Consider the following 14525-nt stretch of genomic DNA (forward strand, 5'->3'; position numbering starts at 1 on the left):
TTGGATTTATTTATATGATTGCTAATCGTAAAAGCAGTGTTAATCAGAAAGGCAACAAGAATAACATAGTTGGAAGCCTTGATGTAATAAAAACAGCGGGAGAGCTCTCACTTCAAAAAGGTTTGGATTTTAATATTATAATAAATGCACTTAAAAGTGCTATCGAAGCAGTAGCTCAACAAAAGTATGGTAGCAAAAGTAAAATTGTAGTTAATATAGATAGAAACACAGGCAAAGTTACCTCATATAGACAACTAAAAGTCATTAATGATGAATCAAATGAAAATGAGTGTGACTTAATTAAGTTGACACAAGCTAAGTTAATAAAAGAAGATGCAAAAGTTGGAGATACTATTAGTGAATTGATTTCTCTTAACACTGATCTTGTTTCAGCAAGAATTGCCCAGCAAAAGATTTCTGAAATAATCAAAAATGAAGAGTTAAAAAAGCAATATGAGGAATTTAAAGATAAGGTAGGAGAAATGAGGTATGGCATCGTTAAACAAGTAGAATATTCAGATCTTATTATAGACATAAACGGAATTGGAGCATACCTCCCTTTACGAAACTTAATTGGTGGTGAGTCATTTCGTGAAGGCGATAAGGTTAAAGCTTACATACAGGCTGTTAAGCGCTCTGACGATGGACGTCAAATCATTCTTTCTAGGACTCATGAAGGCTTTTTAGAAGCATTGTTGAATCAAGAAGTACCAGAAATTGCTGACGGATTGATAACAATTAAAGGTATAGCTAGAGACGCTGGTTCAAGATCTAAAATTGCTGTTTTTTCATCTGATAGGAATATCGATCCAGTAGGTGCTTGCGTTGGAGTTAAAGGAGATAGAATAAAAACTATTATACACGAATTAAACGGTGAAAAAATCGACGTCATACATTACTCATCAGATTTGGGTCAATTTGTTATTAAAGCCATTACTCCTGCAGAAGTATCAAAGGTCATTATTGACGAAAATGAAAATTGTATAGAGTTAATAGTTGCTGAAGATCAATTGAGTTTAGCTATAGGAAAAAAGGGTCAGAATGTAAGATTAGCTTCAGAGCTTGTTGGATGGAAAATTGAGATATTAAGCACTCAGCAAGAATCAGAAAGAAGAAATAAAGAATTTAGTCAATGTTCAGTTTTATTTGCTGAAGCTTTAAACTTAGAAGAGATTATGGGCCAATTATTGGTAACAGAAGGTTTTTCAAGTGTAGAAGATATATCTAACACTTCAATTAAGGAACTTGCTTCAATAGAGGGCTTCAATGAAGATATTGCAAATGAACTTCATAATAGAGCAAATAATTACCTGAAAGCAGAGAATGATAGAAAAATAGAAGAGCTAAAAAATTTAGGTATGGAAGACGATGTAATCAACTTAGCCTTATCAATAGATAATAAAATTGCTCTTAGTAAACATAATATTAAAACTTTAGAGGACATAGCAGATTTATCAAATTATGAGTTTTGTAGCATACTCTCTTCCTCAACTAATAATAAAGACAATCTAAAAGATACAGCAGATTTAATAATCATAGAAGCACGTAAAAAGCTTGGATTAATATAAAAACAATATGAATAATGAAGATATCAGTAATAAAAAATTAACCCTACAAGGCTTAAGCAAGCTTAAATTAGACATTAATTTAAACTCTTTAGATAGTCAAAGTACTGGTACTACAATAGTAAAAAAAAGAAGAAAAATTCATTCTGCAGAAGAATATAGTTTATTTGACGAGAGTAAATTAGGCTCTTTAACTAAAAAAGAACAAATTTCCCGCATTAATGCTGTACAGAATGCTACTTTGCTGAAAGAAAGGAATCAGAGAGAACAAGAAGAGAAAATAAAAAAAGAAGAAAGCAATCAAGAAGTTGAAGATAAAAATGAATCACACTCTGTACCTAAAGAAATAAATAAGGAAGTTTTAAGTAATACTAACTCAGTTGAACAAAAAGAAGATAGTATTGAATATGAGAACAATGATAAAAAGTCTTTTAAAGCTAGCAAAGATATATACTCTAAGCATTCTAAGCTAGTAATTACACAGGCAATAGATGAAAGAAATGAATACCTCCCTGTATTTAAGCAAAAATTTGGTATAAGAAGTAAACAATCAAAGTTTACTAAGGGTAAAAATATATCAAGAGAAGTTATTATACCAGACAAAATAACTATCAGGGAGTTATCTATTCGTATGGCAGAAGATAGCAAGAATGTGCTAAAAATGCTCAAAGAAGAAGTTGGGGAGAGCTATAGAGTAGATGATCTAGTAGATCCAGATATAGCATGCGAAATAGCAAAAAAATTTAGTCATACGGCTAAACGAGTAAGTGATGCTGATAAAGAAAAGAATTTACTCTTCATAAGCAACAGAGAAAACTTACCTAAAAGACCAAAACCACCTATCGTTACTTTTATGGGACATGTGGATCATGGTAAAACATCATTGCTTGATGCATTTCGTGAATCCAATGTTGCAGAAAGAGAGTCAGGTGGCATCACTCAACATATAGGTGCTTATCAATTAACGACAAAAAATAAGCAAAAAATTACTTTCATTGATACACCAGGGCATGAGGCATTTACTGCAATGCGTGCACGTGGTGCCAATATTACTAATATAGTTGTGATAGTAGTTGCAGCTGATGATGGAATCATGAAACAAACAGTTGAAGCAATAAACCATGCAAAAGCAGCAAATGTCTCTATTATAGTTGCCATTAATAAAATTGATAAATCACAACCTGGCGATGTAGAAAGAATAATTAATAGTTTGCCTCAGTATGACCTCATCCCCGAAGAACTTGGTGGTGATGTTATAATTGTGCCAGTATCAGCAAAAAAGAAAATCAACTTAGATAAACTAGAAGAGGCAATTTTATTAATTGCTGAATTAATGACGCTAGAAGGAATAGAGGATTGTCGAGCACTTGGATGGGTAATAGAGTCCAAAATAGATAAAGCTAAAGGAATATCAGCTACATTAATAGTTGAAGAAGGAACATTAAAGATTGGTGACATATTGATAGTTGGTACAACATACAGCAAAGTACGCAGTATGGTTAATCACCTTGGTCAAAGAGAAAAAGCGTCACTACCTTCTACTCCAGTTGAAGTTACTGGTTTAAATGGTGTACCAAATGCTGGAGATAAATTTGTTGTTGTAAACTCTGAAAGGCAGGCTCGTGAAATTGTTGAATACAGGTTAGAATTAATCAAGAAAAAGCAAGAAGATTTAGACGAAAGTAATTTAGATATATTCAGTCGTAATGATAGTGAAACAGAAGAACTATCTGTAGTTTTAAAGTGCGATGTCACTGGTTCTATTGAAGCAATATCAAGCTCAATTGATAAGCTTGGTAAAGATCAAGTGAAATTAAATATTCTACACAAAGCAGTAGGAGGAGTAACAGATTCAGATGTGCTGCTTGCAGAAGCATCAAGCGCAGTAATTTTAGCTTTTAATGTAAAAGTGGATTCAAAAATCAGAGAATTAGCAAAACAAAAAGGTATAGAAATACATACTTACAATATAATATATGAGCTTATTGAAGACATGAGGATGTATCTAACTAAAATGTTAAAGCCTGTTACACGAGAGGTTCGTGTTGGTTCTGCATCTGTAAGGCAAATATTTAATTCATCCAAAGCCGGTAATATCATCGGATGTTATGTCACTGATGGAGTTATAAAAAAAGATTCTCTAATTAAGGTAGTACGTGGCAGCAAATTGGTGCATGAAGGAAAGTTAAAAGCACTACGTAGATTTAAAGATGACGTTAAAGAAGTGGGTGTAAATTTTGAATGCGGAATATCGCTAGAGGGTAATATCGATATTAAAGTTGGAGACATTTTGGAAGCTTATCAATTAGTGCAAGAAGAAAGGACGTTATAGTAGTTGAATATGAAAAAGGAAATTAGAAACCTAAAAGTAGCATCGGTATTACATAGGGCAATATCAAAAGTCTTAATGGAAGGTAATGTTCTTAATGAAAAAGTAGTAGTATCTGATGTAAAGCTAAGCAAAGATTTGAAGAAAGCAGATGTATATATTGTGTTATCTTCATTAAACATCCAAAATGATAATGATGATATCAGCACTGTTGTTAATGAAATGAACCAATCTGCATGGTCAATACGTAAATCTATATTGTGTTATGTTGATTTGCGATTTATACCTGAGTTAGTTTTTAAGCCTGATTTAGCATTCGATAATTTTGTCAATGTAAGCAAAATATTACATAATCACACTTAATTAATGTATTTCAACCATTATTTCTCATTAATGAGAATACACAGTTTAACAGGTTTGTGGCTTGTGCTATTTTCTAGCTTAAGCGGCATTCTTTTAGCCTCAACTTCTCTATCGTATCAGGCTCTTTTTCTCCTTGTTTTGTTTACTATAGGTGCATTTTTAATGAGACCCGCAGGGTGCATAATCAATGATATCTTCGATAGAGAAATAGATGCGCACGTTGAACGAACAAAATATAGGCCACTTGCAAGTGGTGCATTAAACATAAAGCAGGCTTTGGCTTTACTTTCACTGTTACTGTCTATTGCCCTGGTAATCTTATTATTAACCAATAAAACTACTCTTATACTTGGAATAATTTCAATGTGCATGATAGTTATCTACCCCTTGCTAAAGCGTTACGTTTGGTGGCCACAATTGTTTTTAGGGTTTACTTTCAACATGGGATCACTCATGGGTTCAGCAGCAATAACAAACCAGATTAGCATAGAATCCTTGCTATTTTATATAGGATGCGTCTTTTGGACGCTTAGTTATGATACTATATACGCTCATCAAGATAAAAAAGATGATGAGAAATTAGGAATGAAATCTACTGCATTATATTTTGGCAATACAACAAAATCTTGGTTGAAAAGATTTTATTTAATATCCTTAATGGCATGGTTGTACGCTGGTATACTATCATCATTAAATAACATCTTTTATATTGCTTTACTTGCCATAGGATTCATATTTCACCACCAACACAAAAATTTCAATCCAGACGATTCTAATCAATGCATGTCCATATTTAAAAATAATTCCCAGATAGGACTCCTGCTCTTTTTCGGTATCCTTTTAGATAGAATTCTAAATTCTACTTTTGTATCCGTTCAGATGCATGGCTAATGTGTAAATATCGAAGCAAAAATGGTGTCATTCCAGTGTCAAGTACTGGGATGACAGGGGATGACACCATTTATTTCTATGGCTGTCTTTTCTATCTTATTTTGTCACCCTGCTGAACGGATTCTACTTTTTAGAACATATCTTGAAAGGAAATCAGGAAGATAATATGATAGGATCAGTAAAAAATATATACCAGGTGATGTAAGTGACAAAGAATGGAAATTTCTTGAGCCAAGAGTTGCACAAGGTGTGGCCAAGAAAGCACAAAATAAGAACAATTATTAATGTTATACAATACATAATGAAAGGTATTTGCCAGTAGAGCAAAAGATTTTCCTCTATGGAAGACAGTGTATGATTATTTTTTTAGGTGGCGTAATAGTCACACATTGGTTGAATGCATACAAAACAAAGGCTAGTGTGCCCATTGATGTTATAAGATCAAATTACCAACCTTTTACTAGATGAAATCAAAAAGCTAAGGAATTAAGCCTTACCTTGATTTATTAAACCTCTATCCTGAATTAAATGACCTTGAACAGAAGTATTACTTAAATAACTTTGAGGCTCTAAGTTTATTTGCTGTTCTTCAACTTCTAATGTACTATCTCTATTGTGTAATATCTGCTCTATTGATTGATTTACTATTAAATCTAGTTCCTTATTAAATACAACCATAAATTTGTTAAACTTCTTTGGACTTAACTTACCTGTTTCTCTATCGTGGCATGCTTGCTCTACATATGAGTTTAAAAATCCTGAAATCTCATTAAACTTACCACCCGTGATTTTTGCAGTAACCTCTTTCTGCATTTCTACACAATCAATATTTAACCGATGCATTGATACCCCACTTTTTAATGCAGCTTGTTCTACTACTTTCTCAAATTCCTCTATAATATTTAATGCATAGCCCTGTGCTTCTAATGGTGATATAGACTGAACTACTGTGGAAATATACTTCTGACCTGTGATTTTCCTTATAAATACATCTAATAAAAGAAGTACACCGTTGTTATCAATACCTTGAACTGTAATAGCTTTAGAAGGTTCCATACTTATAGCTGCCTTAAAAGGAGAAGAAATAAACTGAAAAACACCTTTAACAGTATCTACTGTAGTGTAAGCAAAAATATTGATCCATGAAGATGGCTTGCTTGCTCCGCTTGTAACTCCTATTTTATCATTTTGCAATGAATTTTCATCTTCTTTTACAATACTACGGCGATTATGGACACCTATTGATAGAGAACTGCCTTCCTCTTGTGAGTATCGATGACGCCTATGTCTTATAAAATGTTGTGTAGTTTCTTCATTTTTCCTTATTCTTTCCTCTAGAAGGTTTCGTATTTCTAAGCTGTTTTCTTCATTAAGCGTATTTGCCATGGCTAAAGCTCCTCTAGCATCAACATAATCACTTTTATCAAGAATGAGCTTAACTATATTTAAATTACCATAAGCAGCTGCAAAGTGCAAAGATGTCCAACTATCTTTATTTTTAGCGTTAACGTCAGCATGTTTACTTATAAGAAATTTAGCTACTTCTAAATGACTGCTTTTAACAGCCCAATGCAAAGGAGTATTGCCATTATTGTTCTTAGCATCAATATCAGCTCCTTTGTTTATAAGCTCTTTTACTACATCTAACCTACCATAACTTGCAGCCCAGTGTAAAGGGGTATTACCATATTTGTTTCTTTCATTAATATTAGCTCCTTTCTCTATGAGCTTTTCTAATACATCTAAGTGATCATTTTTAGTAGCCAAGTGCAAAGGAGTACTGCCATTATTGTTCTTAGCATTAACATCAGCCCCTTCCTCTATAAGCTTTTCTATTACACTTAAGCTACCATAACCTGCAGCATAGTGCAGAGGGGTATTATTGTATTTATTCTGCTCATTAACATTAGCCCCTTTCTCTATAAGCTTTTCTACTATACTGCAGCGCTGGTTAAGAGCAGCCCAGTGCAGAGGAGTAGCATCGTGATTGTTCTTAGCATTAACATCAGCCCCTCCCTCTATAAGCTTTTCTGCTACCTGTAATTCATCTGCAAGAGCAGCTAAGTGCAGAGGGGTATTGCCATTATTGCCCCTGGCATTAACATCAGCCCCTTTATTGATAAGATCCGCAACTTGATTGGCATCTCCACTACGTACAGTAGCAAATAATTCATTAATCATTTAACCCTCCATAAAAACAACTCAATTTCAAAGTAAGAAAAAAATCTTTTTCTGAATAAAACAGCTACCTCATAATATAAAGAAAAATATTTTCACTATCATATTTATTGTACATAAAAAATTAATAGCTCAATATACTTTTCATAAAATACTCCATCTCTAAAACTTGTCAATCCCTATTTAGAAGTTTTTTTGATAATCTTTAATGAAAGTTCTTAACGAATTAATACTGACTTAATAGTATATATTACTAAAAATTTAAATAAAACAACCATTCCCAACAACTAAAACCGGCTAGTGAGAGAAGAGTTCGTTTTGGGATGGATTGGTCTGTTGCTGGAACTCAAGAACTGCTGCAAAAGGAAAGCCCCAGTTTTCATAGTAATTATGATATTAAAAAATCACGTTTAAAAATACTTTATACAAGTGAGAAACACCTCTTTTTGTTTTTGCAGCAGGTTTCCATGTATCCCTCTTTAATTAAGAGACTGACTAGCTCCTTGAGTTTGTTCAGTGTTTGGGTGATGAAGATTGCTGTTTACACCCTCGTTTCCAATTGTCTCTACAAACGCCTGTAATTTTAGTTTAGGAGCGTACCTCTTTTCAACATTAAAGTCTACAAAGTAAAATAGTGTATTATTTCGGACTCCTACTCTTTCTTCTTTAAAGTCATTTTTGTGCACCTCAAAAAATCTCTCCATGCCAAAGAATTTCGCCTTTTGAAAATCATATCTATAATGTGTTGATAGAAAATCCACCAATGGTTTATTATTGTGCAGGAAAATTTCTTTTTTTACTTCATCAGCCTTATTAATTAAAATATGTGCATATTCTGGATATAGCTTTTTTAAATTCTCTTCATTATCAAATTCATTACGTACGTTTTCATTTTGCTCCCATATGCCAGCCATTTTATTAACGTCATTTTTCCTCAAAAAGTCATATAGTGACTTATTTCTTTCTTTAATCTTTTTAACTTCTTCTTCACAATTTTTAAGATGCTGTAAATAATTGTTATACCTCTCGGTTGAAGTGGTTATAAATTCATTTTTCTTTTGTAAATTTTCCTCACTTACATATAAGCCAGCAACTTCTAGTCTTGCTATGTGATTTAGTATAACCTCACAAATATCTGTAAAGCCTATTTCAGTAGCCCGATGCAAAGGAGTTTTTTTATTCTTATCTTTTGCATTAATATCTGCTCCTAAGTCTATTAGAACTTTTACTATCTCTGTATAACCCTTTACAGCAGCTATATGCAAAGGAGTTCGTTCATTCTTATCTTTTGCATTAATATCTGCTCCAGCTTCTATTAGAACTTTTACTGCCTTTGTAGAGGAATATTCAGCAGCAGTATGCAAAGGAGTTCGTTCATTCTTATCTTTTGCATTAATATCTGCTCCAGCTTCTATCAATCTCACAATTTCCTTCATATTTAGTGTTCTAACAGCATCCAAAAGTTCTGTTGATTTCGTTTCTTCTAGTTGTGGCATAAATTATCTCTAAAAGTTTGCTTGACTTTTCTTTACTATTCCTAAATAAATTATTACTAATTTAGTATATCTTTTTGTTAAGAATTTAAACGATATATCTACTTTCAGCAGCCAAAATCAAGGGCTGTGAGAAGTGTTTTCTTTGGAATCGTATGGTCTACCACTTGTTCTACGCGAATTTATATCAATTTATTACTTTATTTCTCTGTTTTTTTGAAATTCCCCTCATAAAATTAAATAGCTTACTGTAAAATTATAGTCTTAAGTCCTTGTTTGCAGGTTGTACAGAGACGCTGTTAAATGAAGATATAGGTGACCTATGAGTTAAGTTAACTATGCTTTTATCTTCAAATTGCAATGCTTCACTTATATTTTTTAATTTTCTTTTTTTAGGTAGTGTATGTTCATCAAATGTCTCTAGGTTTCTTTTATGTGATTGTGTTTTTAAGTATGGAGCTGAGTACACAGTAGATTGAGGTTGATAGCAACAAATACTACTTGGGTAATAATTGTTAGTATAATGGTACAAATCATCGTTGAGTTCAAGTTTCACATTAGCTCCTTGTTCTAAAGAAAAAAGGGACCTAGCGCTGTCGTAGCAATGAAACTTAACATCGTAGTTCTGAGAAATATTATTACTAATATCCTCTAGATTCGTATTAACGTTATTCATTACAAGGTAGCGAACAGTGCTTGAGTGACCATATATATCAGCAAAGTGCAAAGGAGTCGTATGATCTTCATTCTGTAAATTTATATCAGCCCCATGCTCTACGAGGTAGCGAACAATTCCTAGGTAACCATACATAGCAGCAAAATGCAAAGGAGTCATACCATTCTTATCCTGTAAATTTATATCAGCCCCATGCTCTACGAGGTAGCGAACAATTCCTAGGTAACCATACATAGCAGCAAAATGCAAAGGAGTCATACCATCCTCATCCTGTAAATCTACTGTAGCCCCGTACGCTAGAAGGTACTCAAAAATCTCCAAGGAATTATGTTCAACAGCATAGTGCAAATAACCTTTACCTTCTCCATCTTGTAAATTTATACAAATCTCTTCTTCCTCTATAAAGTATCTAACGACCTCTAAGCAATTATTTTCAATAGCATAGTATAAAACAGTACTATCAAACTGAAAATGTTCGTTATCAATAAAATACCTAACTATTTCTAGTCGATTATGGAGAGCAGCACAGTCTAAAAGGGTAAGGCTCGGGTCATCACTTACCTTAAAATTAGCCCCTTTTCCTATAAAGTATTTAACTAACGCTAAATGACCATATATAACAGCATATTCTAAAGGAGTAGATCCATCTTTATCACCGATATTAACAATTTTACTTAATTTACTTAGATCTACATTCTCGAATATAAGCTTAATAACTTCTTCATTATCATCTATGGCCAGAAAATGTAAGATATTCATTCCATAATAATCAGATTCAATAAATTCATTAACTAACTTTTTATATTCACTTGCATAATTCCAAATGGATATGATATGGCTTACATTTTTACAGTTATTATTCATCAATGATGTCATTATTTTTCTTAAAAATTCTTCTTCTCTTTTTTCTTTTCTTTGCTCTAACCTTATAATTTTTTGTACTTCTTGATGAATTTTTGCTATCCCTTTCTCTAATCCAATCAATGAGAACTGATTAAGTAGATCAAGTGCATTCAAAACCCTTTGTTGATTTTCTTTTGATTCCCTCTTGAAAAAAATTTCTTTTGTATTAATTTGATTAGGGTCCAGGTAAGCCATGAATACTAAAATAACATATGCTTGCTGTCCAACATTTTTTTCTTCTTTTATTTTATCAATGTTAACCTTCAAAGCTTTAAAAGATTTTTTATTAACAACTTGTGTCTCCAAAAAATCAGTTTTTGATTGCTGAGCTACTCTATATTCCTCCAGATATTCTCTAATACTAAGACCTTTTTGTTTAATGCATGATGTTGCTGCTTTCAAATCTAATGGAAAACAATTAAACTCTTCTATTAACTCTGATATAGATTTACCTTGTGATTCATCTTCCCCTAAGGCTTTTCGAGTAAATTCCTCGGCTTCTTCTTTTTTTAAATTACCCAACTTTATTTCTTCTATATCTTCTATTTCTTCTTTCCAATTCTTGTTAGGAGAAGTAATTAAAACGTAAGGTTTTTCTCTATTAGAAAAAACAGGAAAGCTTGATGGCAAAAAATTTTCAATCTCCTTATAACTACTAGCATCATCGAAAACAAACAAACTTTTTGTGTCTTGAAGATACTCATATACATCCTCGACAATAGATTTAATGTTTCTCTCTCTCCTTTGCTCACTTTTTCTAGAAATCCCTAACCTTTCAGCCAACCCATGAAATGAATTTGAAAGCTTGTTATATGACGAGGCATCTATCCACATAATCCTTGCCCAAGTACCCTTACGCCTTTCACTAAACCCATAGCCTCTAGCAAGTTCGCTTTTCCCTATTCCAGACTTCCCACTAATTAAGACTACTCGTGACATTTTTACTTCTTGACTACTACTGTGTAACCTTAGGTTCAAATTTTTTACCACCTCTTTTCTTTCAATGAAATTTTCTGGTGTCTTGCCAAAACTATAGGAAAATTGACGCCTATCTTCATCTTGTTTTCTAAGATGTTCTTTTACATCTTCTATATCTTTCCTTTTCACAGGATCTTGTCCATTAATCTCCTTTAATATAAAACGAGCTAATTCTTCTTTTTTTTCATCATTTAAAATATACACATATCCTTCTATGGGTGCTTTAATGGATACATACTTTTGTTTTACCTCTTCCCACTTTCTTAACTCCCATTCAAAGGGAAGCCGATAGCCGTATTTTTCAGCACATCTATATTCCTCTAGATTATGTTCCTCAGAATTATATTGATAATAATTAACAGTTTCATCTTCTTCTTTTTTCTTTATTCCTACCCATTCATACAATTCTGAGGTTACTAAACTTTCACCACCTTGCTCATCTTTTATTTCATATCCAGGACGCGTAAAATATCCTTTCTTTTTTGACTTATCTAGAACAACACCTTGTGTTATAAGATCAACAGAAAAGTCTTGTTCCTCAGAAGTTAAAAGGTAATTCATTGTTCTATGTACAGCATCTATTGCTAACTTCTTAACTCTCCTATGATAAAAAGAGGGATTGATATCTACAACCTTTATGAATGGTTCCTCAAACCTGTGAAAAATTTCTAAGCCAGCTTTTACTAAAATCTCTCTCATTTCAGCTTTGTAGCAAGGTATAATTATTGTAAAAATATTTTTCGCTCTTTTCTTATGCTGTTTTCCTATAACACAATAATTGATACTCTCATTAACTTTAACACTAAATAATTTTAGTGGACTTGCTGGAATAGTATTATTCAAAATAGAATTAAAGCTGGCTGAAACTTTACTTATTTTTTGTATATTTGAATCTGGTTCTGCCTCCTCAAAATATTTAGATAATTTTTCCTCGAATTCTTTAACAAAAGTCTTAACAAAAAAAGTTGCTTTTTCCACTACTTCATTATCTGTAAGACTTATAACATTGGCTGTATCATTCGATGCGCTATACCATACACTACCGCTGCTTATAGATGAAGATCTTGTTACTCCAAGACTCTCTTGACTTGGTCCACACTGAAGTTCTCCACTAGATAATCTATCTTCATGATCAAGACCTCCTTTTGCTCCTATTGTTGACTCATCATCTACATAATCAATTCGATCATCTGCTACTTGTTCTCCTTTATTTCCTTTACCTAACATAAAACCCCCTATATTTTAATATTCATACTTGATTATTTTACCGTAAATCTCTTTTCTGAAGATTGGTTTTAATATCTAATTCATTTGATTCTTATACAGCTGTACTAAACTGCTCTACAAATTTACTGTAGAAACCTTACGGTAATCCTAGGTAACTTTAATTGCTGAGTAACAGTGTGCTTTTCTTTTGACTTCTGACTAAATTAGATATATTCTTAAAAAATCGAGAATTGCTTTCTGAGTGATATACATAATACAATGCATCTAACTCACACCTCATGTTTTCATTACGTTAGACTGCATTGTAGCTAAAAAGATCTAGCAAAGCAAGAATTTTTTTGCATACTTTAGCATCTTATTTTAGTTTTTATTTTAAAACTAAAGCAGCTCAGTTTCATGTACTTTTACTTCTTTATCGACTGTTATTTTTCTTCTTCAATGCACCTGTGAGTAATGATAACGTGGCAGTTAAAGCTTGTAAAGCAATTTTTATATAGCAAGATTCAGCTATTTAATAAAAAGATCGTGGCTAGACCAAAAAATATAAGAGCTGAGAGAATATCAGTTGTTGCTGATGTTAAGATTGAAGACGAAACAGCAGGATCGGATCTTAAACGATGAAGCATTATAGGAATAAAAGTGCCGATAAATGTTGCAATGATCGACATTGCAATCATGGAAACTACGAAAATGATCTCTACTTTTAAACTATGGAACCTTATTGCTAATACTACGAGCGAAATTGTAGATAAAATCACTCCATTTATAAGACCTATTAAAAATTCTTTCATCAGTATTCTTTTTGCATTTTGCTCAGTTAGATATTTTGTTGCGATTGCCCGGATAGTTAGTGTTACTGTTTGGGATCCTGCATTTCCGCTCATCGATGCAATGATTGGCATAATTATTGGCAGTACTATAAAACTTTGTATTACGTTATCGAAAAAGCCAACTACTATAGAACATATTGTTGCAGCTAAGAGGTTAAACAGTAACCAAGGTAGTCTTTTAATTATAGTTTTATGTATAGGGGCATTTATATCAGATTTAGAAGATACACCGCTTATTTTAAGCACATCCTCTTCTGCTTCTTGTTGAACAATTTTGATTACATCTTCAATAAGGATTACACCTATAATTTTACCATTCTTATTTACTACTGGAGCTGATAATAGAGAGTAATCTTTAAATATTCTTGCTACTTCTTCTTGGTCCATTCCAGTTTTAATTATTTTTATATCTTGACTCATTATCTCTTTTATTATTGTTTCTCCTGAGTGAGATATTACCTTATTTAAGTTGAAAATGCCTATGGGTTCTAATTTTGAGTTAATGATGAAAATTTGATAAAATGTTTCTGGTATTTTTTTATAGTTGCGCAAGAATTCCATTAGCTGATTTATCGTCCAATAATATGGAGCTATAACCATATTTTTATGTATCAACCTTCCTGCACTTTCTTCTGGGTATGATAACAATTCCTCTACTAATTTTTGAGTTGCATTGGGTAAGTAGTTAAGTATATTTTCTATAGACTTTCTATCTAAATCTTTCACTATAGCTACTATGTCTTCTATATCAAGAAGCATTAGTAACTTTGCTGTATTTTCTATTCCCAATATTTCTATGATCTCTACTTGTAAATCTGGTACTACATGTACTAAGGCATCACTTAACAAATGTTGATCGAGGATATTAACTAATTTCTCCCTGTGATCATTGATCGAAGTAGATAAAAAATAAGCTAACTGAACGCTATCTATCGTTTTTACAATATTACGAACATTCTCTAATTCTTGATTATCGAGAGACTCTATTAAATCATCAATAGCCTTTTTGTCTAAACCATAATGAGAACTTGTTTTAATATTCATTACTTTACCTTATTTTTTTAATAAATATACACACTTGATTTTATTGAA

General features: G+C 32.3%; 8 protein-coding genes. 4 read left to right on the forward strand and 4 right to left on the reverse strand.

Going from position 1 to position 14525, the window contains the following annotated elements:
* Positions 1-14 precede the first annotated feature (14 nt).
* Genes nusA through ubiA form a run of 4 tightly spaced genes read left to right on the forward strand, consistent with a single transcriptional unit; the run spans position 15 to position 5148 of the window.
* Positions 15-1568: a transcription termination factor NusA gene (gene nusA, locus ABWU35_RS05070; RefSeq protein WP_149168891.1), complete on the forward strand. Its 1554-nt coding sequence runs from the start codon at positions 15-17 to the stop codon at positions 1566-1568.
* A gap of 7 nt (positions 1569-1575) precedes the next feature.
* The gene (gene infB / locus ABWU35_RS05075) at positions 1576-3897 is read left to right on the forward strand and encodes a translation initiation factor IF-2 (protein WP_264685454.1); all 2322 of its coding nucleotides are present in this window, start codon (positions 1576-1578) and stop codon (positions 3895-3897) included.
* 9 nt (positions 3898-3906) lie between these two features.
* A complete protein-coding gene (locus tag ABWU35_RS05080; RefSeq protein WP_006015187.1) occupies positions 3907-4257 on the forward strand; it encodes a ribosome-binding factor A in 351 nt (116 codons plus the stop codon).
* A gap of 3 nt (positions 4258-4260) precedes the next feature.
* On the forward strand, positions 4261-5148 hold the full coding sequence (gene ubiA / locus ABWU35_RS05085; protein WP_007302787.1) for a 4-hydroxybenzoate octaprenyltransferase: 888 nt from the start codon (positions 4261-4263) through the stop codon (positions 5146-5148).
* 486 nt (positions 5149-5634) lie between these two features.
* On the opposite strand, the gene ABWU35_RS05090 is transcribed toward ubiA, so the two are convergent.
* The 4 genes from ABWU35_RS05090 to mgtE form a co-directional block, all read right to left on the reverse strand.
* On the reverse strand, positions 5635-7329 hold the full coding sequence (locus tag ABWU35_RS05090; RefSeq protein ID WP_096097158.1) for an ankyrin repeat domain-containing protein: 1695 nt from the start codon (positions 7327-7329) through the stop codon (positions 5635-5637).
* Between the two features lie 476 nt (positions 7330-7805).
* On the reverse strand, positions 7806-8822 hold the full coding sequence (locus tag ABWU35_RS05095) for an ankyrin repeat domain-containing protein (protein WP_264685453.1): 1017 nt from the start codon (positions 8820-8822) through the stop codon (positions 7806-7808).
* Positions 8823-9075: 253 nt separating this feature from the next.
* Complete coding sequence (locus ABWU35_RS05100) at positions 9076-12603, reverse strand: ankyrin repeat domain-containing protein (RefSeq protein WP_264685425.1); 3528 nt, start codon at positions 12601-12603, stop codon at positions 9076-9078.
* A 503-nt stretch (positions 12604-13106) separates the two neighbouring features.
* Entirely contained in the window at positions 13107-14477 is a 1371-nt protein-coding gene (gene mgtE, locus ABWU35_RS05105; RefSeq protein ID WP_007302783.1) for a magnesium transporter, read from the reverse strand.
* Positions 14478-14525: the final 48 nt, after the last annotated feature.

This window comes from Wolbachia endosymbiont (group B) of Xylocampa areola (assembly GCF_964028205.1).
Lineage (GTDB): Bacteria > Pseudomonadota > Alphaproteobacteria > Rickettsiales > Anaplasmataceae > Wolbachia.

Excerpts from the sequence above, each read along its gene's own strand:
- mgtE (WP_007302783.1), bottom strand. The coding sequence starts at position 14,477 with ATGAATATTAAAACAAGTTCTCATTATGGTTTAGACAAAAAGGCTATT.
- infB (WP_264685454.1), top strand. The coding sequence starts at position 1,576 with ATGAATAATGAAGATATCAGTAATAAAAAATTAACCCTACAAGGCTTA.
- ABWU35_RS05095 (WP_264685453.1), bottom strand. The coding sequence starts at position 8,822 with ATGCCACAACTAGAAGAAACGAAATCAACAGAACTTTTGGATGCTGTT.
- ABWU35_RS05100 (WP_264685425.1), bottom strand. The coding sequence starts at position 12,603 with ATGTTAGGTAAAGGAAATAAAGGAGAACAAGTAGCAGATGATCGAATT.
- ABWU35_RS05080 (WP_006015187.1), top strand. The coding sequence starts at position 3,907 with ATGAAAAAGGAAATTAGAAACCTAAAAGTAGCATCGGTATTACATAGG.
- ubiA (WP_007302787.1), top strand. The coding sequence starts at position 4,261 with ATGTATTTCAACCATTATTTCTCATTAATGAGAATACACAGTTTAACA.
- ABWU35_RS05090 (WP_096097158.1), bottom strand. The coding sequence starts at position 7,329 with ATGATTAATGAATTATTTGCTACTGTACGTAGTGGAGATGCCAATCAA.
- nusA (WP_149168891.1), top strand. The coding sequence starts at position 15 with ATGATTGCTAATCGTAAAAGCAGTGTTAATCAGAAAGGCAACAAGAAT.